Origin of the sequence: Rufibacter roseolus (genome assembly GCF_017916365.1) — a bacterium.
GTDB classification, from domain to species: Bacteria; Bacteroidota; Bacteroidia; order Cytophagales; family Hymenobacteraceae; genus Nibribacter; species Nibribacter roseolus.
Genome location: NZ_JAFMSU010000002.1, coordinates 1,334,262 through 1,358,168, shown reverse-complemented (window position 1 = coordinate 1,358,168; position 23,907 = coordinate 1,334,262). Strand labels below are relative to the sequence as shown.

At 50.5% G+C, this 23,907-nt stretch carries 20 protein-coding genes and 1 tRNA gene; 11 read left to right on the top strand and 10 right to left on the bottom strand.

Going from position 1 to position 23,907, the window contains the following annotated elements; all coding sequences use genetic code 11:
- Positions 1-70: 70 nt before the first annotated feature.
- The 3 genes from gap to J3P35_RS14600 all read left to right on the top strand — a co-directional run bounded on the left by gap (position 71) and on the right by J3P35_RS14600 (position 2,502).
- Positions 71-1,066 (top strand): type I glyceraldehyde-3-phosphate dehydrogenase, encoded by a 996-nt coding sequence (gap, locus tag J3P35_RS14610; protein ID WP_210465311.1) that lies wholly within the window; start codon positions 71-73, stop codon positions 1,064-1,066.
- A 181-nt stretch (positions 1,067-1,247) separates the two neighbouring features.
- A complete protein-coding gene (locus J3P35_RS14605) occupies positions 1,248-2,153 on the top strand; it encodes a diacylglycerol/lipid kinase family protein (RefSeq protein WP_210465310.1) in 906 nt (301 codons plus the stop codon).
- Positions 2,154-2,157: 4 nt separating this feature from the next.
- Positions 2,158-2,502: a translation initiation factor gene (locus J3P35_RS14600; RefSeq protein WP_210465309.1), complete on the top strand. Its 345-nt coding sequence runs from the start codon at positions 2,158-2,160 to the stop codon at positions 2,500-2,502.
- Between the two features lie 81 nt (positions 2,503-2,583).
- Here J3P35_RS14600 and kdsB read toward each other — a convergent pair whose 3' ends face one another.
- Positions 2,584-3,333: a 3-deoxy-manno-octulosonate cytidylyltransferase gene (kdsB, locus tag J3P35_RS14595; RefSeq protein ID WP_210465308.1), complete on the bottom strand. Its 750-nt coding sequence runs from the start codon at positions 3,331-3,333 to the stop codon at positions 2,584-2,586.
- Positions 3,334-3,680: 347 nt separating this feature from the next.
- Between kdsB and J3P35_RS14590 the strand changes: the two genes are divergently transcribed.
- Positions 3,681-3,920 carry a DUF2905 domain-containing protein gene (locus J3P35_RS14590; RefSeq protein WP_246850226.1) on the top strand — a complete coding sequence of 80 codons (240 nt, stop codon included), beginning with the start codon at positions 3,681-3,683 and terminating at the stop codon, positions 3,918-3,920.
- 163 nt (positions 3,921-4,083) lie between these two features.
- Positions 4,084-4,776 (top strand): YdcF family protein, encoded by a 693-nt coding sequence (locus J3P35_RS14585; protein ID WP_210465307.1) that lies wholly within the window; start codon positions 4,084-4,086, stop codon positions 4,774-4,776.
- Here the strand turns inward: J3P35_RS14585 and J3P35_RS14580 are convergent.
- Complete coding sequence (locus J3P35_RS14580) at positions 4,767-6,146, bottom strand: NAD-dependent succinate-semialdehyde dehydrogenase (RefSeq protein ID WP_210465306.1); 1,380 nt, start codon at positions 6,144-6,146, stop codon at positions 4,767-4,769. The two genes, J3P35_RS14585 and J3P35_RS14580, sit on opposite strands and share 10 nt — an antisense overlap.
- 210 nt (positions 6,147-6,356) lie before the next feature.
- Here J3P35_RS14580 and J3P35_RS14575 point away from each other — a divergent pair, with 210 nt between their 5' ends.
- The 4 genes from J3P35_RS14575 (at position 6,357) to J3P35_RS14560 (ending at position 9,844) form a co-directional block, all read left to right on the top strand.
- Positions 6,357-6,902, top strand: a complete 546-nt coding sequence (locus J3P35_RS14575; RefSeq protein ID WP_246850224.1) for an RNA polymerase sigma factor — start codon at positions 6,357-6,359, stop codon at positions 6,900-6,902.
- 2 nt (positions 6,903-6,904) lie between these two features.
- Positions 6,905-7,744, top strand: a complete 840-nt coding sequence (locus J3P35_RS14570) for an anti-sigma factor (protein WP_210465305.1) — start codon at positions 6,905-6,907, stop codon at positions 7,742-7,744.
- Positions 7,745-8,075: 331 nt separating this feature from the next.
- Positions 8,076-8,774, top strand: a complete 699-nt coding sequence (locus J3P35_RS14565; protein ID WP_210465304.1) for a DUF2461 domain-containing protein — start codon at positions 8,076-8,078, stop codon at positions 8,772-8,774.
- A 182-nt stretch (positions 8,775-8,956) separates the two neighbouring features.
- Positions 8,957-9,844: a TolB family protein gene (locus tag J3P35_RS14560; RefSeq protein ID WP_210465303.1), complete on the top strand. Its 888-nt coding sequence runs from the start codon at positions 8,957-8,959 to the stop codon at positions 9,842-9,844.
- An 88-nt stretch (positions 9,845-9,932) separates the two neighbouring features.
- Here the strand turns inward: J3P35_RS14560 and J3P35_RS14555 are convergent, their stop codons facing one another.
- The 3 genes from J3P35_RS14555 to J3P35_RS14545 form a co-directional block, all read right to left on the bottom strand.
- Complete coding sequence (locus J3P35_RS14555; protein WP_246850222.1) at positions 9,933-11,222, bottom strand: metal-dependent hydrolase family protein; 1,290 nt, start codon at positions 11,220-11,222, stop codon at positions 9,933-9,935.
- Between the two features lie 19 nt (positions 11,223-11,241).
- Entirely contained in the window at positions 11,242-12,171 is a 930-nt protein-coding gene (locus J3P35_RS14550; protein ID WP_210465302.1) for a PhzF family phenazine biosynthesis protein, read from the bottom strand.
- A 164-nt stretch (positions 12,172-12,335) separates the two neighbouring features.
- Positions 12,336-13,139, bottom strand: a complete 804-nt coding sequence (locus tag J3P35_RS14545) for a DUF1206 domain-containing protein (RefSeq protein WP_246850221.1) — start codon at positions 13,137-13,139, stop codon at positions 12,336-12,338.
- Positions 13,140-14,838: 1,699 nt separating this feature from the next.
- On the opposite strand from J3P35_RS14545, the gene J3P35_RS14540 reads away from it, so the two are divergent.
- Both J3P35_RS14540 and J3P35_RS14535 read left to right on the top strand, forming a co-directional pair.
- Positions 14,839-14,921 (top strand) — tRNA-Leu (locus J3P35_RS14540).
- A 124-nt stretch (positions 14,922-15,045) separates the two neighbouring features.
- Positions 15,046-15,474, top strand: a complete 429-nt coding sequence (locus tag J3P35_RS14535) for a response regulator (protein WP_210465301.1) — start codon at positions 15,046-15,048, stop codon at positions 15,472-15,474.
- Positions 15,475-15,566: 92 nt separating this feature from the next.
- Here J3P35_RS14535 and J3P35_RS14530 read toward each other — a convergent pair whose 3' ends face one another.
- The 5 genes from J3P35_RS14530 to J3P35_RS14510 are packed head-to-tail and all read right to left on the bottom strand — an operon-like array spanning position 15,567 to position 23,839.
- Entirely contained in the window at positions 15,567-17,129 is a 1,563-nt protein-coding gene (locus tag J3P35_RS14530; protein WP_210465300.1) for an NFACT RNA binding domain-containing protein, read from the bottom strand.
- A gap of 2 nt (positions 17,130-17,131) precedes the next feature.
- Positions 17,132-17,893, bottom strand: a complete 762-nt coding sequence (locus tag J3P35_RS14525) for an MBL fold metallo-hydrolase (RefSeq protein ID WP_210465299.1) — start codon at positions 17,891-17,893, stop codon at positions 17,132-17,134.
- Positions 17,890-18,168, bottom strand: coding sequence for a hypothetical protein (locus J3P35_RS14520; protein ID WP_210465298.1), 279 nt, complete (start codon positions 18,166-18,168; stop codon positions 17,890-17,892). The genes J3P35_RS14525 and J3P35_RS14520 overlap by 4 nt, the downstream gene beginning before the upstream one ends.
- A gap of 26 nt (positions 18,169-18,194) precedes the next feature.
- Positions 18,195-18,572: a response regulator gene (locus tag J3P35_RS14515; protein ID WP_210465297.1), complete on the bottom strand. Its 378-nt coding sequence runs from the start codon at positions 18,570-18,572 to the stop codon at positions 18,195-18,197.
- A 2-nt stretch (positions 18,573-18,574) separates the two neighbouring features.
- A complete protein-coding gene (locus J3P35_RS14510) occupies positions 18,575-23,839 on the bottom strand; it encodes a PAS domain S-box protein (protein WP_210465296.1) in 5,265 nt (1,754 codons plus the stop codon).
- Between the last annotated feature and the right edge of the window lie 68 nt (positions 23,840-23,907).

Below are 23,907 nucleotides of genomic sequence, written 5' to 3'. Positions count from 1 at the left end.
TTTTTAGTTTGTTTTGCCTGTCTTAACATGTAACTTGCCGCCGTTAAACCAGAATAAAACCTTAAGTAAAATGTCTAAGAAAATAAGAGTAGCCATCAATGGCTTTGGCCGTATCGGCCGTCTTACCTTTAGGACTCTGATCGAGCACGAAAATGTAGAAGTGGTAGGGATTAACGACCTGACGGACAATGCCACCCTTGCACACTTATTGAAATATGACTCTGTACACGGCCGTTTCAACGGAACCGTTTCTGCAGATGAGAGCAGCATTACCGTGAACGGAAACCGCATTGAGGTGTTCGCGGAGCGTGAGCCTAAGAACCTGCCTTGGGGCAAATTAGGCGTTGACGTAGTATTAGAGTCTACCGGACGTTTTGTGGACGAGAAAGGTGCCGGCGGGCACTTAGAGGCAGGCGCCAAGAAAGTGGTAATCTCTGCTCCGGCCAAAGGAAACATCCCAACCGTAGTATTAGGGGTAAACGAAGATATCTTGACCGGCCAGGAAACCATCGTTTCCAACGCTTCTTGTACCACCAACTGCCTTGCCCCAATGGCGAAGGTGTTGGATGAGGCATTCGGGATTGAGAAAGGCTATATCACCACCATCCACGCCTACACTGCAGACCAGAACCTGCAGGATGCGCCGCACTCTGACCTACGCAGAGCCCGTGCCGCTGCTTACTCTATCATCCCAACTTCAACTGGTGCCGCCAAAGCCGTTGGCCTAGTATTGCCGCACCTGAACGGTAAACTAGACGGCGTGGCCATGCGCGTTCCAATTCCGGATGGTTCTTTGACCGACTTAACCGTGATCCTGAAAAGAGAGGTGACCAAGGCTGAGATCAACGCTGCCATGCAGAAGGCCGCCCAGAACGAAATGAAAGGCATACTGGAGTACACCGAGGATCCAATCGTTTCCATTGACATCGTGGGTAACCCGCACTCTTGCATCTTTGATGCCCAGCAGACAGCTGCCAACGGTACTTTGGTGAAAGTGGTAGGCTGGTATGACAACGAGTTCGGTTACTCTAACCGCGCCGCTGACCTGATCTCCCGTATCGGTTAATTTCTTAGCCGAGCAAAATATATTGAAGTGGTGCTGCCTTCCGGCGGCACCACTTTTTTTGTGTATTTTTACCAAATCGGCTCTAAAACATAAAAGGAAACTAACCTTGGCTGCGCACCTTTTCCGGGTAACCAGTAAAGCCCGCAGTCTGCCTTGTTTTCTTAAGAAATCCCTGCTTGCCATGGAAAAACCAACCGCCCCGGAGAAAGCCTTTTTTATCCTGAACCCTAAGTCTGGGGTGCGGAACAATATATCGGTGCCCGACCTCATTGCGCAGCACCTGGATACTTCCCGCTGGACGCCCGAGATCGTGTTCACGGAATATGCCGGGCACGCCCCTGACCTGGCCCGCCAGGCCGCCGCCGATGGTGCGCGCCTGGTGGTGGCCGTGGGTGGGGACGGTACCGTGAACGAGGTAGCCCGAGGTTTGAAAGGCACGTCGGCTGCCCTGGGCATTCTGCCCAAAGGATCGGGTAACGGGCTGGCCCGGCATCTGGGTATTCCCCTGGCGCTATCGCAGGCCTTGGCATTGCTCAACCGGCCCACCTTTCACCGGATAGATTCCTGCGCCATCAACGGACACCCGTTTTTCTGTACGGCCGGCATCGGGTTTGACGGACTGGTAAGTTCTGTATTTGCCAAGAGCACCAAACGAGGGTTGAGCAGTTACGTCCAGTTGGTGGTGCGGGAGTTCCGGTCGTTTAAGGCCCATGAGGCAACGGTGAGCATCAATGGGCGGGCGCTTACGTCTGAGTTCTTTGTGGTAGCTTTCGCGAATGCCTCGCAATACGGGAACAACGCCTACATCGCGCCCATGGCCAATATCCAGGATGGACTCATGGATGTTTGTCTTATCCGGCACGTGGGCGTGGCTGAGGCCATTCAGTTGGGGTATGGTCTTATGACCAAACAGATTGCGCACTCAGGCTTGGCTGAGTTCCACACTTGCGCCACTGTTCGCGTACAAAGTGAAGAGCCGCAGTATTTCCACGCCGATGGCGAGTTCATTGGGCAGGCGAAGGAATTTGAAGTGCAGTTGTTTCCAGAGTCGTTAGAAGTGATTGCCTCTTTGGGGGCCAAAGCATAAAAACATGAGCAAAAACAAAAAGAACCGCGAGGGGGTGGTCTTCTCCACCAACCCTGATTTTGAATACGAATACCAGCAGGATGAAGAAATCCAGACGCTGCCGCCGCAACAGCAGAACCTACGCGTGCAGCTGGATAAAAAGAGCCGGGGCGGCAAACAGGTAACCCTTATCACCGGTTTCGTAGGGCAGGACAGTGATCTGCAGACCCTGGGCAAAACCCTCAAAACCAAATGCGGCGTAGGCGGCGGGGCTAAAGACGGTGAGATCACCATCCAGGGCGATTTCCGGGACAAGGTGCTGCAACTGCTGCTGGACTTGGGCTACAAAGCAAAGAAAGCCGGAGGCTGATGCGCCCCAAAGGGGCGCAAGTCCTGAGTTCTGAGTCTTGAGTCTTGAGTCAGCAGTGTATCAGAAATTCCTAATTCTCAATTACAAATTCCTAATTCTTAAGTATTGCAGCGCCTTTTCCAGGTCCTCGGGGGTGTCAATGCCAATGGTTTCCAGCTCGGTCACCGCGGTGATGATCCTGAAGCCGTGCTCCAGCCACCGGAGTTGCTCCAGTGACTCGGCTTTCTCCAGGCTGGAGGGCTGCAGTTGGGTGAGTTGGGCCAGCACGTTGCTGCGGTACCCGTAAATTCCGATGTGTTTGTAATAGGCATGCCGGTTAAGCCAATCCTGCTGCTCCACGCCGCGCAAATAGGGGATGGGGTGGCGGCTGAAATATAAGGCCTGTCCCTGCGCGCCTATTACCACTTTGGGGCTATTGGGGTTGAACAGTTCCTCCTGTGACTGCACCAGCTTAATAAGTGTGGCAATCTGGTCCTGCGGTTGCGCAAAGCAACCCAGCACTTTGTTTATCTGCTCCGGCTGAATGAAAGGCTCATCGCCCTGGATGTTCACCACTACTTCAAACTCGTCACCCAATTGCGAGTAAGCATCATAGCAGCGGTCGGTGCCGCTCTGGTGGTGCGTCGCCGTCATGACCACCTTCCCCCCGAAATCAACTACGTGCTGCCTAATGCGGTCATCATCTGTGGCTACCACCACTTCCTGCAGGTTGGCGCTTGTAGCCTGCTCATACACCCGCTGGATCATGGATTTCCCGTCCAGCATGACCAAGGGCTTACCGGGATACCGGGTGGAGGCAAATCTAGCGGGGATGATTCCAACAGCTTTCATAGGAGCAGGTCTTTTCTGGGTGAAGGTTCTTAAACTAGGGAAACAAGTTCTTGTTTGCCCAAAGATATCAATATTTCAGTAGGGCCAAGGGAAAGGCAGCCAAGGCAGGTAATGTAATCTGCCGCAGCTACTTTCTTAGGGAAGCAGTGCTTCTTAACCGTTTAGCACCGGTTTTATAAATACAACCCAGAAATGGGAAGGTGTTCTTCTCTTTCTTAAGTTCAAATTCTGGCCGCCTTTTCTGTACAATCCAAAGCAAATTGAAGTATAAAGAGATTGTTAATTAATATGATTATTTATTGATAAATTTTTATAAATTACTCAGGTATAACCATAAACCTGGCAAAATGGAACCAATGGACATACAGCCGCTTGGTAAGTACATCATGATCCTAGGGGTGATCATAGTGGTTATCGGGGTGATCATCTGGCTGGCGGGGCCTCGCATAGGATGGTTCGGGCGCCTGCCCGGCGATGTGCATGTGGAGCGGCGTAACTTCAAAATTTTCGCCCCTTTCACTACCATGCTACTGTTGAGCATCCTGTTCAGTTTGGTGCTTTGGGCTATCCGACGTTTCTTTGGGTAGTTTATTTAAAAAGCACTTTTCCTACCAAGACCATGCTGCCCCAGAAGCCCTGGTGCACCCTTGTTTGGCTTGGTTGAGGTTATTATAGTCTATGTTCTTTCTGCTCTCCAAGCTCCTTCAGTACCTTGTTTCCCCTTTGTTTTGGATTGTTGCCCTTTTCGTTTTGGGGCTTCTACTGAGAAATCAGACTAAAAAGCGACTAGCCTTCCGCACGGGCCTGGTGTTGATGCTGTTTTTCACCAACCCATTTCTGAGCAACGAGGCCTGGCTGGCCTGGGAGCCCGAGGCAGTGCTCATGAAAGACGTGCCTACCTATGACGCAGGTATTGTGCTCACGGGTGTGACCGAGGTAAATAAATCACCACATGACCGGGTGCATTACCAGGAGGGAGCCGAGCGGATTCTGGATGCCATTCAGCTCTACAAAATGGGCAAACTGAAGAAAATCATCATCTCGGGAGGTTCCGGGGCCATCAAAGAAGTGGAGCGAACCGAGGCCAGTAACCTGCAGCAAACGGCGCTCTACGCCAGCGTGCTCGCCGCCGACATCCTGCTGGAGGAGCGCAGCCGCAATACCCGCGAGAATGCCCAATTCACCAAAGAACTCTTGCAGACCCAGCCCCACCTGCGGAAGCTGTTGCTCATTACCTCGGCGTTCCATATGCGGAGGGCCAAGGGCTGTTTTGAAAAAGTGGGCCTGAAACCCGACACTTTCCCCGTCGACTTCCAGACCCACGACCGTAGTTTCCATTTAGATGACCTGCTCATCCCTAACCCCGAGGCGCTTCAGCAATGGTCCAAGCTGATCCATGAGTGGGTGGGCTACGTCACCTATAAACTGCTGGGTTATTCCTGAGGGTCGCTGACCCAAATGGTTTTCTGGTTCACAAACTCCCTGATGCCCAAATAAGACAATTCCCGGCCGTAGCCGGATTTCTTCACACCCCCAAAAGGCAGTGCCGGGTCTGAGGCCACAATGGCGTTCACAAACACCGCTCCGGCTTCTACTTTACGGGCCAGTTCCTGCCCGCGCTTGATGTCGCTTGTCCAGACGGAACCACCTAGCCCGAAGGGAGAGTCGTTGGCGATCCGGATGGCGTCTTCCGCGTCCTCGGCCACAAACACCAAAGCCACCGGCCCGAAGAACTCCTCTTCGTACGCCGGGTTGCCGGGCTTTATATCCGTGAGGATGGCAGGGTGGAAGAGGGCTTTGTCCGGATCGGGTTGGCCGCCCTCCAGGTACAGTTTGGCGCCGGCCTTAACTGAGCGTTCCACCTGGTCGGTGAGTTCCCGGGCCAGGTCCACGCGGGCCAGAGGACCGTAGTCTATGTCTTCGTCATGCAAGGGGTCGCCGGTGCGCTTTTTCTGCATGTTTTTGGCAAAAGCGGCCAGAAACTCCTCGGCAATGGGTTTCTCCAGGATAAAGCGTTTGGCGGCGATGCAGCTCTGGCCGGTGTTGATGAGGCGGGCGCTGGCGGCTTTCTTGGCCACAGCCTCCACATCGGCATCAGCTAAGACCACAAAGGCATCAGAGCCACCCAATTCCAGTACCGTTTTCTTAATCTCGTTGCCGGCCACCGAGGCCACTTTGGCGCCAGCACCCTCGCTACCGGTCAGAGTCACGGCTTTCACGCGCTCGTCTTTGATGAGCTGCTCTACTTCCTTGGAGCCAATGAGCAATGACTGGAAACAACCCTCCGGGAAGCCCACTTTGTCAAATACCTCCTGGATAGCCAACGCGCACTGCGGCACGTTGGAGGCATGTTTGAGCAAGCCCACGTTGCCGGCCATAAGCGCCGGCGCCGCAAACCGGAACACCTGCCAGAACGGGAAATTCCAGGGCATCACGGCCAGGATGGCGCCCAGCGGCTCAAAGGAAATAAAGCTGCGTACCGCACTGGTCCTGATTTCCTCGTCCTGCAAAAATTCCTCGGCGTGCTGGGCGTAGTAATGGCAGACCAGGGCGCACTTGCTTATCTCGCCCCGGGCCTGGGCCAGCGGCTTGCCCATTTCCAGGGAAATGATTTTGGCATAGTAATCCGTGTTCCCGGCCAGTTCATCGCCGGCGCGCTGCATCAGGGTAGAGCGTTGCAGAAAGGAGGTGGTGCGCCAGGCCTGGAAGGCGGTTTGGGCGCGCTGCAGCGTTTCTTCAATCTCCTGCGCCGAGGCGGGTTCAAAGGTTTTCTCTACCTGGTTGGTATATGGGTTGATGGATTGGATAGGCATAGGTTTTTACTATATTTGGCAGGGACTTTACAGGTAGTAGATAAATAACTTACTGGTGCATTGTCCGTAATAATACGGACGATATTCCTGCTTATGTTTGGATTCTTCAAAACATATTTTACATAACTGGGTTAAAAGAGTTACGTAAAGCATGGAACTTTCACGCCCCTGCCTAGTCTCCACCGCCAATTGGCTTAACGATATTTATTGTTGGATACAACTTTACACATTACCTCTGAAGAGGACCTGGTTGCGCAATTGCGGGCGCGAGACCAACGGGCCGTTACTCTTCTATACCGTAATTACTCAGCGGCGCTGTACGGGGTCATCCTCCGGATAGTGAAGCAGGAGGAGGTGGCGGAGGACGTTCTGCAGGAAAGCTTTGTGAAGATCTGGACCGCATTCCCCACCTATGATGAGCAGAAAGGGCGTCTCTTTACCTGGATGCTCAACATTTCCCGTAATTTAGCCATTGATAAAATCCGCTCAAAGCAATATCGCGTAGGTTCAAAAACGCAACCCATGGAAAACACCGTGACCTCCCACATGGTGAGCAGTGAGGGCATCAAGCCAGACCACATTGGGTTGCAGGAGATGACCGAGCAATTGAACCCAGACCAAAAGATAATCATAGATTTAATGTACTTCAACGGGTTCACGCAAAGTGAGGTGGCCGAAGAGCTGAACATCCCGCTGGGTACGGTAAAAACCAGGGCCCGGATGGCCATCAAGTTTTTGAGCAAATTAATCAAATAGAATTGAATACACAGGAGTATATAGATTCAGGGGTACTGGAGCTGTACGCAGCCGGTGGTCTCACGCCCTCAGAAAGTGGGGAAGTGGAGGAAATGGCTGCCCGGCATCCGGAGGTGCGCACGGCCCTGGAAGAATGCCTGCGTACCATGGAGGCCTATGCGCTTACCCATGCCCAAGCGCCCCGCCCTGAGCTTGAAGACCAAATCCTACGCCATTTGAAAGCCCAGACTGCCCCGATACAGCCCAACGGTGCCTCGGAAGGAAAGGTGGTACCCATGAATGCGGCTTCTCCCGCCCAATACCCAGAAAGAGAAAGCACCCGCTGGTGGCAGATAGCCGCCGTGATTTTGCTGTTGATCAGTGCCGCCGCCAACGTGTACCTGTACAGTAATCTGAGAGAGACCCGCAGTGAACTGATCAGTGCCCGGCAGACCTCCCGGCAATACGCCCTGCAGGTAAGCCAACTGGAAACCCGCAGCCTTCAGTCTGAGAACCTGTTGGGCATGCTGCGCAACCCGCAGACCCTGGCCGTAAAGTTAAAGGGCGTTACCCAGCACCCAGAAGCCCAGGCTACCGTTTTCTGGAACCAGGAAACCAAGGAAGTCTACTTTGACCCCGCCAAACTGCCCGCTGCCCCCACCGGCAAACAATACCAACTCTGGGCCTTGGCGCAAGGAAAACCCATTGACGCCGGCGTAGTAAAAGCCACCGACACCACGTTGCTCAAAATGAAGTCCATTGAAGAGGCGCAGGCCTTCGCGGTAACCCTGGAGCCCGAGGGCGGCAGCGTGAACCCAACCTTGGAGGAAATGTACGTGATGGGCAACAGCGCCGGAAGGTAACTTTCCTTTGATGGCCAACTCTACCTGGCATTGTTCCTTTAAGGCCGATTCAGGCAAAACAAGCATTAAACTCTACCAACATCAGATACACTTTTGAAGGCCTCTAAAGGGCCTTCTTTTTTTTCTGATACACTTGTAGTGGGATAGAAGCCAGATGACAATTTGGGCTAGGTCTTGAAACACTTTGTTTTAGCCCTGATTTCTAAAAATAACCCACAGAACAGGTTCCTGCTATTTTATCCCCTAAGCAGTTTGCGCCAGAAGCCTGCAGAACTTACTTTGCAGCGCAACTGTTCTCACCCATGGCAAATTGCCTATCTCACGAGACCTCATGAAAAAGCATTTAGAACCTTCTACCTTAGATTTTATCCGCGATCTGCGCCAGAATAACCAGCGCGAGTGGTTTGAGCAGAACCGCAGTCGCTACGAAGCCGCCCGCCAGGATTTCATTTCTTTCCTGAAAACCCTTTTGCAGGGAGCCGCTCAGTTTGAGTCTGCCCTGGAAGGACAGGAACCCAAAGACCTCATGTTCCGGATTTACCGCGACGTGCGCTTCTCTAATGACAAACGCCCCTACAAAGACCATATCTGCGCCTACATGGCCGAGGGTGGCCGCAAGACCATTAACCCTGGCTTTTACCTGCACATCAGCCCTAATGACGGCTCTTTCCTGGCTGGTGGGGTCTGGATGCCCCCGGCTCCTGAATTGAAGGCAATTCGTCAGGAAATCGATTATAACTATGAGGAGTTGAAGGGCCTGCTTAATGACCCATCGTTCAAGAAATACTACGCGGGCATTGGTGGCGAGAAACTGAAAACAACGCCCAAAGGCTACGACAGCGACAATCCGGCCATAGATTTGCTTCGGCATAAGAGCTGGAACACCACCTACATGCTCACAGATGAAGTAGTTACCAGCGACCGCCTCTATGACGAGGTGCTGGAGGCCATGAAAGCAGTGAAACCGCTAAATGACTTCTTCCTTCGCCCCATGAAGGAACTGAAAGAATTCAAAGCTGAGGAAGTGTAAATCATTTGGAGGCCGTTTTTCTTAAAACGGCCTCCAAACTTTTATGGAGCCTTGTTCTCGCGTTTACTTAAATTAGAAGCTGATAGAAAAGCAAAGCAGATGGAGGGAGATGATTTGTGGTAGGAATGTGTCTTTGGCTTAATATATATGTTAAATAAAGAACTCGCATTTTACCCAACCACATGATAACACTTAAACAAAGCTTCATTCCTTTTTGTCTAACCCTGTTCGCCTCGGTTGCTAGGGCGCAGGGGATACCAGACACTGAGATCTTTTTGGTTAAGCTGAAAGCCGGCAAAGAAACCTTCCAGGCAGGCACGCCCACCAACATCACCCAACGGCCAGGCTATGACAACCAGCCCAGCTTCACGCCAGACGGCAAGTCCATTCTGTTCACCTCCCAGCGCGATGGGCAGCAAACCGATATCTACCAATACACTTTGGCCGGAAAGAAAACCATGCAGCTCACCAAGACACCGGAGGCGGAATACTCACCTTTGGTCACGCCGGACAGGAAGAGCTTTTCAGTGGTACGCGGTAAGGAACAGCAACTGTGGCGCTTTCCGCTCAGCGCAGGGAGTAGCCAGCCAACTTTGCTGTTGGCCATGCCGCAGCTCATAGGCTACCACGTCTGGTACAACCAAGACTCACTCTTTGTGGCCGCCTTCCCAGATCAGCCGCCCATGGGCATGTACCTGGCCGTGCCGGGCGCGAAACAAACCGAGAAACTGGAAGAATCTATCGGGCGGAGCCTGCATAAAGTACCCCGGAAGCAGGCGGTGAGTTATCTGGTGCCCGTGTCAGACTCGGTGGCTGAGATCAAGCAAGTGCAGGTGAAAACCGGCGAACGGGAGAGCCTCATTCAGGCGCTGCCCGGTTCCCAGGATTACGCCTGGCTCCCCGATGGTCGGTTGCTGATGGCCCAAGGTGCTAAAGTATACGTTTACCGGCCCGGTACCAATCGACGCTGGAAAGAGGTGGCAGATTTTACAAAGCAAGGGGTGAAGAACATCACCCGGTTGGCGGTAAGTCCTAACGGAGACTACCTTTCCTTTGTCGCGAATCCCTAGAAGAACCTCCTAAAAAGAAGAATCCGTTTCAGACCCTTTTTATCAAAAGGTGGCCTGAAACGGATTCTTCTTTTTAGGAAAACCTGGGTTATGGCTGGCGGAAGATCTGGCCGCCCTTCATAACCAGGTGTACTTTACGCAAGGCAGATATGTCCTGGGTAGGATCACCGGATATGGAGATGAGATCGGCGAGCAGACCGGCTTTAACGGTGCCCAGTTTCTGGTCCAGGTGGAACCGTTTGGCATTGCCAGAGGTAGCGGCGCGCAGCACCTCCAGCGTAGGCATGCCGTAATCCACCATCAGTTCCAGTTCCCGGGCGTTGTCGCCGTGCGTGAAAACGCCCACGTCACCACCTACCACCATGGGCACTCTGGCCGCGAGGGCTGCTTTGAAGTTAGCGCGTTTCTGCGAGATGCGGGCCGGTTCGGGGTCCTGTCCTTTGCGCCAACCGCCATATTGCAGGATGGCATCGCCGGCGGCCAGGGTAGGACAGAGGGCTACCTCTTTTTTGGCCATCAGCTTGAAAACCTCGGCGGTGGCATTGTCGCCGTGCTCAATGGTTTCTACCCCCGCCTCAATGGCGCGGCGCATGCCTTCCGGCGTGCTGGCGTGGGCCACTACCGGCCGACCAGCACTGGCGGCTACCTCCACAATCAGCTTCAGTTCGGCTAAGGTAAAGGTGGGCAAGGCTTCGCCGTTGGCTCCCCAGCGGTAATCGGCGTACACTTTCACTATGTCGGCGCCTTTGCCCATCTGGTCGCGCACCACGCGGGTGATGTGGTCAATACCATCGGCGGCCTCGGCGCCTTGCGGTACCTCAAACGCCGGATCAAACCCCTTGGGGCCGTAACTGCCCGTGGCAATCATGGCTTTGCCAGCCACCAGCATGCGCGGGCCGGGAATGATGCCCTGGTCAATGGCCTGCTTCAAGCCAACATCAGCGTACTCCGCACCCTCCGAGCCCAGGTCACGTACCGTGGTGAAACCCGCCAGCAGCGTATTGCGGGCGTGCACAGTGGCGCGGGCCACGCGCAGGGCATCGGCTTCCTTCAGGACCTGATCGTTCCAAGAGGTCTCGTTATAGGGGTGCAGCAGCAGATGGGAATGGCCTTCAATCAATCCAGGCAGCAGGGTCTGTCCCGAGAGATCTATGGTGCGGGCGTTCTGCGGCGCTGAAACCGAAGAGGCAGGTCCGGCCGATAGGATTCGTTCTCCCTGCACCACCACTACCCAGTTCTTCTGAAGGTCGCGCCCATCGAAAACCTGGCTGGGCCTGAGTACGAACACTGAGTCTGTTTTGGGGCTGGTTTGGGCAAAACTGCTGGAAAACGCGGCGGACAGTATCATCATCGGCAGGAGCCGAAAAATCTTTTTCATAGGTGAGTTTAAGGCTTTGCTATTTGACATACCATTCTCCTTTCGCGATGAGCTGTACCTGGCCACCCACGTTAAGTTCAAACTGGTCTTCGCCGAGGGCCCGACCCTGCAGCTTGATGGTGGCATTGCGCCCGATCTCGTAGCCCTGTTCTACCAGCAGCTCCAGGTTATCCTGGGATAAATAACGGTGCTTAAGCAGGTAGCCCAGCAAACACCCATTGGCGCTGCCGGTCGCGGCATCCTCAATCACCTGGCCGTTCTCCAGGGCCAGCATGCGGGCGTTCAGTTGGTGGTCTGCGGAATAGGTTTCAGGGCAAAAAAAGTAAAGAGCCACAGAAAGCCCATCGGCCCGCTGGGATTTGTAGAGGCCGTGCTGCTGCAGGAAGGCATGAAGTTTCTGGGGCTGCAGTTGGAGCTGTTTCATGTCCTCCAATTTTTGCAGCGGGATGATGAGGAACGGCAAGCCGGTGGACACTTCCTGCACCGGAAAATTGGGATGCAGTGTCTCCACGGGAAGGCCCAGCAGGTCAGCGATGCTTTCCTTGGAAATCGGTTCCCCGAAGGTGGGGTTGATTTGCCGCATCATCAGGAAATCAAGTTGGGTATCCTGGTAGGAGAGTGACACAGGAATCTGCCCCACTTTCACGTTCAGGCGCAGGTCCGGCACCGGCTGCTGCAGGATGAATCGCTGAATAACGTAGGCCGTGCCCAAGGTAGGATGACCGGCGAAAGGCACCTCGTATTCCACCGTGAAAATCCGGGTGTCAAAGCCCTGCGCTTTGGGTACGTCTGATAAAATGAAGGAAGACTCTGCGAAGCCAATCTCCCGGGCAATTCCTTGCATCTGCGCCGTGGTCAGGTTGCCGGCCTGAAGAAAAACCGCCAACTGGTTTCCCTTGTAAGGAGCACTGGCGAAAACGTCTACTATATAAAAGGGGAAAGTTTGCATGGCCGGAAGTTAGCAAGTATCCGGCAGAAGATATACTGGAGGAGGGTGCTGGCGTACTGAGTACAGAAATTTTAAGCCTCTTTTTACAAAAACTGGCTTAAAACAAAACCGGCGGCTCCTGTCCTTTTTGGAACAAGAGCCGCCGGTCTCAAGGGTGGTCCAGGTTAATTTATGGAGATATCACTGTATTTGGCCTGCACAAACATGAACACTCCATAGCCAATTAAACCCAGCGCAACTACGGCTAATAACACATTACCGAAGGGAGAAGTTTGTAGAAAAGAGAAGGCGCTTTGGGTACCCCCTGCCTCCTGGGGATTCTGTAGCCAGGCTGCTCTTACAAATAAAAAACCAATAATACTGAACACAATTCCCCTAGCTGTAAACCCTGCCTGACCAGCCCTTTTTAAGACATCAAAACGGTCTCTTGGTAAGCCTCTCACGTCCTTCATGAAAGATGCTGTTGTACCTTTTATCAATTGGCGAATTCCGTTACCTATGGTAATTAGACCGATGATAATTACCAGCCATTTCCCGAAAGGCTGGTCCAATAAACCAGATACTAAGTCTTTCTCCTTTGAGCCACCTCCGCCCGAGTTGTTGCCTCCACTGGATAGAATTTTAAAAGCAGCAAACGCTAAAGAGCCGTAGATAACACCACTAAAAGCATAAGCCAATCTCTTGCCAATTCCTTTTGCGTTGGTTCCTTTATGCTCGGTGTCTTTAATAGCCTGTACAAAACGCCAGATACTGTATCCCACTAAACCAACCGCTAATATACTCAATAACAATCCCCCGGCAGGAAAGTCTTTTACTTGTGTTAAGGCGTCTGAACTGGATGCTTTTTTGCCCCCAATTCCAAAGGCTGCCATGGCCGTTAACGCCCCCACTAAAATATATACGAATCCTTTTGCAATGTAGCCAGCCTTCGCAAAAGACTCAATCCAATGTTTTCTCTGCTGATTCATGTGTATTGCTATTGGTTTTATTTAAACCTCTCTATGTATAATATTGAACAGGAATATTCCTGATTAAACAAAATGTTAACTTAAATCTAAAACTAGTATTTAAGGAATAAACAGAAATGCCAGGTGATGATAAGGAGCTTTAATTCCAGATAGTGGTCTTACGATACTAGGGTTCGGTTTGTTGGTAAGAGAAGCTTGTAAGTTCAACGTGATGGAGGCTGGTTTCCTAATTCTTTTGAAATTCAATAGAAAATAATTTCTGAGGTCTTATTCAAAAGCAGATTTGTCAAAGAAATTAGCAAAATACATCTTGATGTGAGGATGCAAAGCGATTTGGCAGGCATACACTGAAGAACACTGCTAGTTAAAACTTAAAGGGAAGTATTAGGTGTTTATGTATAATTTACTGATGATAAGCCCATAGAGTTGGTGTACTTGGAAAACAAGTTTAAGTAGTACAGCCTTTGATTTTGAATAGCCTCAGAAATGAGGAGGAAAAGGACTCCTCAACCCTGGTTCACCAACTATGATGGCTTTGGACGCCAAATGGATAGCCCTGATTTGATGATTCATTTTATACGGAATAAGTTTTTAGAAGTTATTGGTACTAGTCTTTATATTAAGCACAAACCATTTTGATTAAAAAAATTGACGAACATTTGACATCCTGTAAGGTGCTGTAGACAAATTGATTTTTGCCAAAAGCTAAAAGGTGGTTTAAATTAAAATTATGGAGAAGATTATTTTGTTTTTTTATTTATAAATATTGATATGGGATTTTGGTAGAAGTCTTTCATGGAATTGAAAGCCTGTTTACCTTTTGATGATTTCATTCTTATAAAACTCACTTAGTAAACTATTGTTTGCTTTATCTGATATTATTTTGTTATTTGATTAATGTTGTAATATAATAATTAAGCATTTTATTTTTTTAACAGTTTGTGTTTGTGATGATTTGCTGTAGTGTTGAAATTTTATGTATGTTACAATCTTTGTTAAGTTGAATTGTTTATTAAAAATTTGCTTCGGCGAGGTTTGAAATTTTTTCAAATGATAAGAATTTAATGAAATAATTTTTATTAAATACATTATGTTATATTCGGTAGTAATGATTGAGGAAGTTAATATACAAGTGCTTGTTTGTGTATGGGCTGAAAGTATGTTTGTAGGTAAAGTGTACAAGGGTTGATTAGTAAAAATGACTATTCTTTGTGTTGTATAATATGTATTGTATGTTCCTTAATAATGCAGTTGAAAATTTAAAAAATATTCTTTGTTCAAAGGTTTCTATGCTATAAGTGTTTGAGATATGTGTAGTCCAATTGAAGTTTCAATTTTGTTATTACTCGTGTATGTTCATTTTTAGCTTACTTTTCAAAAAGGAGATAAAAAGGATGTATTATTTTAAGTACTCAAGGAACCCGCATGTATTTGTATTTTGACGCGCTTCAGGCAAGAATGTTTAGCCGTAAGAGATGGATATATTAGTTGAATGAGAGTGCGATGAATGCTGCCTCGTTATCACTAACAAAATCAATTTTAAATTGAAGAGCCAAGGTAAGGCTTGCAGGCTGGTCCAAGTGGTGCAGTTAGTAAACCAATCCGAAACCTTTCAAAAGATTTTGAAAACCACTTGCAGGAAAAAAAATGATACAATACATTTGTACCACCAAATGAGGAAAAGCCTTGTTTGTGCTTTGCGCACGTGGTGAAACTGGTAGACACGCCATCTTGAGGGGGTGGTGCCCTACGGGTGTGGGAGTTCGAATCTCCCCGCGCGCACTGTTAAAACAAAAAAGCCTTGTGACTCAAAAGTCACAAGGCTTTTTTGTTTCGGGTTGGTGAGGGAGTCTTGTGATTGGGCATATTGCTATTTAACTTTCAGGCTTAGGTTAATAAGATATTGATGAATAAACTTAAGAGAGTCCTTCTGGTGGATGATGATGAAATTGCTACCTTTCTTAATGCTAATCTACTGGAGAAGTTAGACTGCGCCGAAAGTATCATAACCGCCAGTAATGGTCAGGAAGCGTGTGAGATGCTTCTAAAGGACTGCTCCACGGAACATGTAAAGGAGTGCTGGCTTGACCTGGTGCTGCTGGACATCAACATGCCAATTATGAACGGTTTTGATTTCCTGAAGGCCTGCAAAGAAAAGGAATTCAGGTGCGCTCCTAAGGTGGTTCTCCTTTCGTCTTCCAGGCATCAAAGAGACCTTGCTTTGGCTGATGAGTTTGACCTGGCGGGCATCCTTACCAAGCCCCTCACGGAGGATAGCCTTACCGAAATCCTGGTTAAACACTTCAACTGCTGCAATATTCCTAACCGATCTTAAGCCATAAAACAGAAGCGCCCCATGGTAAACCAAGGGGCGCTTCTGTTTTATGGCTGTTTTTCTCAAATGATGCTTAAAGCTACTATTAAGAATTAACCCATATGTTGCCGGAAAGGGTTCTCAGGCTTCACTAGAAGCACTTTCTCGCGTTCAACTATGACAGACCCCGGTGTGGCCCCTTTGGGCTTCCTGACGTATTTTTTTGGGGTATACAGCACGGGGCAGAGGCTGTCGTTTTTACGTTTGGAGTAGAAGGCCGCCAATTGGGCCGCGGCTTCCAGCACGGGCGCCGGAAAGGCTTTCCCGGGTTGGAATTTAATGACCACGTGCGAGCCGGGCACATCCTTGGCATGCAGCCAGAGATCATCTTTGTGCGTGTGTTTCAGAGTGAGCTTGTCGTTGGCCTTGGCATTTCTGCCTACCAGAATCTTGAACCCCATGGTCTCAAAGACATAATAGGGCAAGTCCACCTGCGTAGCCGCTTGGGTGGGCGTGTACTGTTTCAAGAATTGGCGCAATTGCTGCGCGGTCTCCAGGCGCTCCAGTTCCTGCAGTTGGCGGGTAAGGCGTTCCACTTCCTCTTCCTTACGGGTAGCCCTTTCCTCTAGCAACTGAAGCTCAATCTTCTGGTTTTTAGCCTTCCGGTAAAGCCGCTCGGCAGTTTTTTGCGGCGTTTCTGTGGGGTGCAGCTTAATCAGGCGGTAAGCATCCTGGTAGAAGTCATAAAGCTCTATCTCTTTGGTGCCCGCCGGAATGTTGGTGAGGTTGGCCATGATGACATCGGCAGTTTGGGCATATGGGGTGCCGTGGTGCCATTTTTCCAGCTGTTCCTGTATCTGCCACCATATTTTCTGTGCGCCTTCCAGTTGGCGGCTAATTTGCTTGTGTGTGGCCGCATAATTCTTCTGGAAGTACTCCTGAGACCGGTACTGCGGTACAAACGCATTCAGGGCCTTGATAGGGTCAGAGAAAGTCTCCAGGATGTCTCCCAAAGGAAGCAAGGAGAGCCGCAGCATTTTCTGGTGGGAAATAAGGTAGTAGGAGGGGTTCTCCAGTTTGGCCAGCATCTCCTGAACCATTTCCCATTGCTCCTCCGCCTGTAGCGCTGCATACCCATTCTCCTGCAGATATAACCAGGGAACGTCGCCCAGGGTGGGCAGCATCTTCCTGAGGTTCTGAGGCGCCTGCAGAAAGGCCTCCTTTTCCAGGTGCCAGTCCTGGTCCATTTGGCGGTAATCCAGTTCCAGGTCTTTGGAGAGTTTCCGGTGGAAAAGCTCTACGGCTACGTCGTGGTCAAACAGCACCACGTTTGACCGGTTCCCGAAAAGTTTGAACAGCAGGACCAGGTTGTTCGTGAACCGGATGAAAAAGCTTCTTTCCTGCCGGTGGACCCGCACCTCCATTACCTCCTGCCCCAGCAAAGCCGGGAAAAGGTCTACCGAGTTCTGCCGGGCCCGGTTGAAAGTCTGCGGAAACTGTAGACTGGAAAACGTTGAGGTCTGGATGGCTTTGATGTAAAACTCCCGCTCACCCTGGAAGAAAGCCAGCATCAGCTCGTCTTTCTCCTGGCTGAAGGCCGCCTGCAGGGTAAAGCCGCGCAGTTCTGAGTCCAGTTTCTGGGCTAGTTTTCGTAAAAAGAAGTAATTCTGGTGCACGTTTATAAGGTAAGGGCCAGCCCGTCATAGGCCAGCTTCACAAAAGAAGGCAGTTCTTTCTCCACCACCCGGTGCAGGCCCAATAAATGACTGATATGCGTGAGGTAAGCCTGCTCAGGCGCCAGTTCCTCCAATACAGAGATGGCTTCTGAAAGGGAATAGTGGGAGATATGCGGTTCTTTGCGCAGGGCATTCAGCACCACTATTTTAGAACCTTTTATTTTCTCCTTTTCAGCGGCCGAGATGTAATTGGCATCTGTGATGTAGGTGAAATCCCCGATCCTGAACCCGAAGACCGGCAGTTTGTGGTGCAACACATTAATAGGGGTGATGGTAATGCCGTGCACCTTAAACGGTTCGTTCTGGATAGGGTGTAGCTCCACGCGGGGCACTCCGGGGTAGGTGTGGTTGGTGAAGATGTAGCTGAATTCCTGCTGCAATTGGTTCAGCACCCGCTGATCAGCGTAGAGGGGCATGTCAATGTGCTGCATGAAGTTGAAGGCCCTGATGTCATCAAGCCCGGCGGTGTGGTCTTTGTGCTCATGGGTGAAAAGCACGGCATCTACCCGCTTAATACGTTCCCTGAGCATCTGCTGCCGGAAATCGGGCCCGGTATCCACAATAAGGGATTTACCGTCAACCTCCACTAGGATAGAGACCCGCAGGCGCTTGTCTCTGTAATCTAAGGAACGGCAAACCTCACATTCGCAGCCAATGACGGGTACGCCCTGTGAGGTGCCAGATCCTAAGAAAGTTACTTTCACGCAGAGGTTATGGTTTGATGTTTTATAGCCAGGTACAGCTCCTGACTTTCAGGGCGCAGGCTCTCCGGGCTTAGGTCCACCGCCCGGAGAATCTCTACAAGGCAATTGATTTTCCCCTCCAAGGGGAAGTATTTGTTTACTACCGCTACTTTGGTGTCTTTCAAAATACAGAACCCAGATTTGAAAGTACCTTTCTCATACCGCAGCATGTATTCAGACTCGGCAAAAATATCTTCTAACCGGTTTAAAAAAGGCCGGGTATACTTCAGCTGCATATGCTTGTAAAAAAAGTAAAGCTGTCTTAGTGCACGTATTCTTTTACGGTCTGCACCAGCATGTCAAAATCCAAAGGCTTAGGCAAGTAAGCGTTGATACCGGCTTCTTTGAATTGTTCTAATGTGTAGTTGTTCGCGTTCCCGGTTACGGCAATGATCGGAATTTTGGCGATCTGCGGATCCTGGCTCGCCCGGATTTCTTTCGTGCATTCCATCCCGTTTTTCACCGGAATGTTTAAATCCATGAGAATAGCGTCAATTTTCTGGTCCTGTACCTTCTTGAGAACTTCCCCGCCGTTTTTCGCCGACACTACCGTGTAGTTCTGCAATTCCAGTATTTTCTTCGTAAGATTCAGAATAACAGAGCTATCCTCTGCAATCAATATGGTTTTAGAATCGGCCATGGTTAGTTCGATAAGAGTTTATTTCGATAGTTTGCTCTAAAATTAGTAAAACTTGATTCTAAATCAGAAAAGGTAGTCCCAACAAATGTGAATTTCCCCTTTTTAATGTCATGTTCCAGCTCTTGTGCCAAACTGGAAACAGAATCCAGACCTAATGTGGAAGCAGTTCCCTTGATTTGATGCAGTGTACTTAAAATACCTTCATAATGTTGTGCAGCCACTTCTTTTTTGGCTTCCTCCAACAATTCTGAGGTTTCCTCTTCAAATTCCACGTACAGCTGCAAGGCAAAGTCATCGCCGCCAATGCTTCTGAGCTGCTCCACCACATTCATATCCAGTGACCACTCAGTACTGGCTTGCTGCTGTGGCGCTTCTGCAACCTTCGGAGCCGTTTGGGTGCTTTCCTGACTGCTGCTTCCATACCATTTCACTATGCGGTCATGCAGGTCAGAGATCTTCACCGGTTTAGATACATAATCATCCAGCCCCTCGTTGATGAACTTCTCCGCATCGTCTTTCATGGAGTAGGCGGTCATGGCAATAATGGGCGGGCAATCTGTCCCCTTCAGCTTTTTGAGTTCACGCGTGGCGGTGACCCCGTCCATTTCTGGCATCTGGATGTCCATGAAAATAAGGTCATACCGCTTTTGGGTGGCTTTTTCAATGGCCTCATACCCGTTAGACGCCACATCGGCATGGCAACCCATCCGTTCCAGTAGTTTTAAAGCTACTTTTTGGTTTATCTGGTTATCATCTACCAACAAGATAACCGGTTCGGGATCAAATTCACCAATTTCCTCCAGTTCTTTGGAAGATTGCAGCTGGTCATGGATTTGCTTCACGTTCTCCGCTTCCTGGCACAGGATGGTAAACCAGAAGGTACTTCCCTTGCCGGCCTCAGACTCCACGCCAATCTCGCCGCCCAATAACTCACTCAACTGCTTGGAGATAGCCAGGCCTAAGCCGGTACCGCCAAACGTCTTGGACGAGGAGTTGTCTAACTGCGTGAAATTGGTGAACAGCAACCGGATGTCTTCCTCGCAGATGCCTATGCCCGAGTCTTTCACCTGGAACATGAGCAGGTGCTCGTCGCCCTCGCCGCCCATCCTGCTAACCTCTACCCGCACGCTGCCCTCATTGGTGAATTTGATGGCATTGGAGGTCAGGTTGGAGAGTATCTGTAAAAGACGGGTTTCATCTGTGATGATGTACCGCGGCGTGTCTTCAGAGATATCATACGTGAACGTGAGGTCTTTCTGGGTGGCCCGGTTCGCGAACAGGTTATGGATTTTCTCCAGTGAGTAAGACAGGTCAATGCCCGTTTTGTTCAGCTGTAGTTTTCCGGCCTGTATTTTTGAAAGGTCCAGAATATCATTCAGGATATCCAGGAGCGCGTTAGAGGAGGTCCGAAGCGTTTCAATATAATCCATCTGCTCCTCATTGGTGGCCGAGTGATGCAGCACGTCAATCATGCCGATGATGCCGTTCATTGGGGTCCGCAGCTCGTGGCTCATGTTGGCCAGGAACTGGTTTTTCACCTGCAATGAGTTCTCCGCCAGTTCTTTCGCCCTGATGAGTTCCCGCTGGGTGTCTTTCAATTCGGTGATGTCCCGGGCAACACCTTCAATGGCTACCGGCTCCTGATTTTCATTCAGGATAAGGCGCGAGTTGATCAATACCTCAATCTGCTGGTTTTGCTGGGTAAGCAGCGAGGTCTCAAAGTTCCGGACGCTTTTCTGGTCAAAGAGCATCCGCAGCAGTTCATCGCGGTCGCTTGGGTGGGCGTAAAGGTCCTGGGCATTCAATTTCATCGCCTCAGCGGGGACAAAGCCCAATACCTCCTGCACCGAAGGACTAATCAACTGGAAGGAGCCTTCCATGTCTGTTTTGTAGTACAGGTCCTGGAAAGACTCAAAGATCTGCCTGAATTTCTCCTCGTTTACCGCAACTGCCAGCTGAGAGATCTTCTTCTCCGTGATATCCAGCGCAATGGCAGATACGTCTTCAAAACTGCCGTCTTCCAGGTAAATAGGGTTGAGCAGTACTTCCCGCCAGGCACTGGTACCGTTAGGGTGGTGCAACTCAAGCTCAAATTGCTCTGGGTGGCCGGTAAATGCCGATTCATATTTCTCCTTGATCAACCTGAAATTCTCCTGGGTGACATAGTCGCCCACCATCTGGTTCAGCTTCAGGCCCAGCGAAGGCAAGACGCTGGTCCAGGACTGGATCTCACTCTGAAAATTCTGATTAAAGGATGTTAACTGGAACTGACGGTTAATGGACCACATTAAATGGTTGCCGCTTTCAAAGATAGCCTTGAGGCGGGCGTTCTGAATGGTGATTTGCTCTTCGTTTCGTTTCCGTTCAATAGCCAGGGCTACCTGGTTGGAGATAAAGTGCAGGATTTCGATATCGGTCTGCACGTAGGCCTCTGGGTTCTTGTAGTCGCGCACGGCAATCACGCCAATGATGCGCTCGCCAATGGAGAGCGGGGAGGAGAGCATCACCTCAGGCACCACGCCGTTCACCTCTATCTGGCCTTTCTCCACCAGGTCCATGAAATCGGCTTTGGAGGCGTACAGCGGTTTGCCGGTTTTGATGATGTACTCGGTCATGCCCAGTGAGAACGGTCTGGGCGCCGCCGGCACATTGGAGATCTGGTCTACATAATACACAAAGTTGATAAGGTCCTTCTCTTCATCAAACAGCGCAATGTAGAAGTTATGCGTCTCAATGATCTTGCTCAGCTCGCGGTGGATGGCGCTGTACAGAGACGGTAAGTCTTTGGAGCTGATGGCCAGGTTAGCGATACTGTAGTATACTTTCTGCAGCCGCTCGGCCTTGATCCGGTCTGTGATATCGTGGAGGATTGCGCGGGTGGCAATGGGCTTACCATCCTGCCAACTGCAGTTGATACTGCCTATCAAGTGAATCGGCTTGCCGCTCTTGGTCAGGAATACGGTTTCTATTTTGTTGACATCGTCGCCTTTGTACAGGTTGCGAAGCTGGTAAATGAGCTTGGCTTTGTAGTATGGGTGGACAATGTCATTGAGGGTAAGGTTCTCAATGTCAAAGTCGTTGTAGCCCAGCTTCTCTTTCCAGGCCCGGTTCACGAAGATGAACTTGTTATCGGTGGAGATGTTCTGGATAAGGTCATGGGCGTTGTCAAACAAATCCTGGAGGCGGATTTTGTTGTCCTTGAGCGCTTCCATGGCAATGCGTTTGTCGGTCATGTCCTTGCCCACGGCGGTGATGCCTACCACATTGCCTTCCACGTCCATCTCAAACATGATGTTCCAGCGCAGGATCTTCACCGACTGTGATTTGGTGATCAGGTCCCACTCATAGTAACTGCGTAGTGTCTGGTTCTGCAGCGCCTTTCTGATTTCCTGGATGCGGGTGGCCCGTTCTTTTTCCGGCACGAAGATGTCATAGTAGTTTTGGCCTACCACCTCCTCGCGTTTGTAGCCGGTGTATTGCAGGAAATAGTCATTTACGTACACCACGCGCAGATCCAGGTCCATGCTCACGTAAGCAAGGTTCACCTGGCTCAGGAAAGACCGGAACTGATGCATGGACTCGCGCAGCACTTCCTGGCGCCTGATCAGCGCCTGGGCTTCTTTGCGGGAGGTGATGTCGCGGAGAATGCACTGTACAAAATTGACGCCTTCCAGAATAATGGCGCTGAAACTGATTTCCCCGTCAATGATGCTCCCGTCTGATTTCTCAATGCGCCATTCCAGGCTGCGGGGCTGGCCATCTTCCAAAGTGCTCTCAATCAACTGCAGGGACTTCTCCACCGAAGAGGAGTTGTCAGCCTGGAGCGCGGGCGAGAAATCGGCTATCCGTTTACCGATGATGTCTTGCTTGTCGCAGTCCAGCAAAACGGTGGCCTGGAAGTTACAGTCGGCAATTAAAGTATGGTTGAGCAGGAAAATAGAATCATTGCTGGACTCAAAAAGGGTTTTGTACTTGCCTTCTGAGTAATGCAACTCTTGCCGGAGCTCGAACCGGGAGAGGTAAGAACTCACCTCAAACCCCACGTGGTTTACAAACTCGGTGAGGCTGCTGGTCATGTTCATGGCGTCATCTACCAGCAGAATGATAGTGGCCAGGTATTGCTTGTCGGTGCTGATGGGCATGGCCAGCACCTCGCGCTTATTGAATAGGTGCTGAAAATTGCGGGAGATACTGAGCAGCGACCGGTTCTTGTTCTTGTTCTCCAACTGCGCCAGGAACTCGGGGTTCAAAGCAAGCACGCTTTTTTCTTTCAGTAAGTAAGACTGATCTCCCTTGTTGCAAACCAACTGCACCATGCGGGTGGAAGGTTGGTAGACAAAAACCCCGCCCCCACAAACGCTGGGTAAATTGATGAGCTCACCCAATACCACCGATAGAATGTCTTCGGCGGTTTTCAGGTTGTTAAGCTGCGGCAGAAGCCTGGCCATGAATTCCTGCTGCTCCTGGCGCTGGCGCCCGCCCTCAATAGGGAGGCGAGCGTCTTCCATGGGTTTGGCCGTGCCCAAAATCACCTCTTGCCCAAAATATTTACCGCATCTGAAAGAAAGCCAGAGGGGGTAGTGCGTGCCATCACTATTCTTGAACCACCAGTCAAAGCGCTGGGTTTTACCCTCGCAGGCCTGCAGAATCCGGGTTCTGAACGCGATTCTTTCAGAGGGATTTAAGTCAAACGCCTCAAAAACGCTTTTGCCTATGAGGTTTTGCTTTTCAATCTGGGTGATGGAAACCGTCTGTTTGTTGATGTCAATGAACATGCCCTTTTTGTCCAGGATGAACATGGGCTCATTGCTTTCCTCAAAAATGGTCCGGTAGCTAGATTCCGTCGCAAACATATCGCCGGCAGGCATCACCTCTGCGGAGGCCGCACGAACCGCGATGTACAGCAACTCAAAGCCCTCTTGTTGCACCAGGCTGGATTTGAAATAGAGCAGGTTGGTGTCCAGGATCTTGTCTTTGGGCTGGAAAAAGCCGCTGATGTTCTTGCGGGTCCGGAGCAGGCGCACATTACGGTCAAACTCAAACTGCTGCTTTTCATCCAGCAGCTCCTTCACGTTCATATCGGCGGGGATATCCTTGCCCCCGAAGAAAATGTCTTTGGCCTGTTGGTTTATGCTCAGGAGCGTGCCATCTGGCGTACACACAAACATGTATTTTCGGCTGCCACTCACATGCTCCGCAAAATCAATCAAACGCGCGGCGGCTGCTTCCTGTGCTGTCCTGTCTACCATGGTGTTACTAGTATTCATCTCCGAGTTTCTGCTTTGGCTGGTGTTGGCTTTTTTCCTGAAAGTGGCACTTGGCTGGAAAAAGCCTA

Bases quoted from the DNA above. Each gene is read 5' to 3' on its own strand.
- gap (WP_210465311.1), top strand. From the start codon at position 71: ATGTCTAAGAAAATAAGAGTAGCCATCAATGGCTTTGGCCGTATCGGC.
- J3P35_RS14605 (WP_210465310.1), top strand. From the start codon at position 1,248: ATGGAAAAACCAACCGCCCCGGAGAAAGCCTTTTTTATCCTGAACCCT.
- J3P35_RS14600 (WP_210465309.1), top strand. From the start codon at position 2,158: ATGAGCAAAAACAAAAAGAACCGCGAGGGGGTGGTCTTCTCCACCAAC.
- kdsB (WP_210465308.1), bottom strand. From the start codon at position 3,333: ATGAAAGCTGTTGGAATCATCCCCGCTAGATTTGCCTCCACCCGGTAT.
- J3P35_RS14590 (WP_246850226.1), top strand. From the start codon at position 3,681: ATGGAACCAATGGACATACAGCCGCTTGGTAAGTACATCATGATCCTA.
- J3P35_RS14580 (WP_210465306.1), bottom strand. From the start codon at position 6,146: ATGCCTATCCAATCCATCAACCCATATACCAACCAGGTAGAGAAAACC.
- J3P35_RS14565 (WP_210465304.1), top strand. From the start codon at position 8,076: ATGAAAAAGCATTTAGAACCTTCTACCTTAGATTTTATCCGCGATCTG.
- J3P35_RS14560 (WP_210465303.1), top strand. From the start codon at position 8,957: ATGATAACACTTAAACAAAGCTTCATTCCTTTTTGTCTAACCCTGTTC.
- J3P35_RS14555 (WP_246850222.1), bottom strand. From the start codon at position 11,222: ATGAAAAAGATTTTTCGGCTCCTGCCGATGATGATACTGTCCGCCGCG.
- J3P35_RS14550 (WP_210465302.1), bottom strand. From the start codon at position 12,171: ATGCAAACTTTCCCCTTTTATATAGTAGACGTTTTCGCCAGTGCTCCT.
- J3P35_RS14545 (WP_246850221.1), bottom strand. From the start codon at position 13,139: ATGAATCAGCAGAGAAAACATTGGATTGAGTCTTTTGCGAAGGCTGGC.
- J3P35_RS14535 (WP_210465301.1), top strand. From the start codon at position 15,046: ATGAATAAACTTAAGAGAGTCCTTCTGGTGGATGATGATGAAATTGCT.
- J3P35_RS14520 (WP_210465298.1), bottom strand. From the start codon at position 18,168: ATGCAGCTGAAGTATACCCGGCCTTTTTTAAACCGGTTAGAAGATATT.
- J3P35_RS14515 (WP_210465297.1), bottom strand. From the start codon at position 18,572: ATGGCCGATTCTAAAACCATATTGATTGCAGAGGATAGCTCTGTTATT.
- J3P35_RS14510 (WP_210465296.1), bottom strand. From the start codon at position 23,839: ATGAATACTAGTAACACCATGGTAGACAGGACAGCACAGGAAGCAGCC.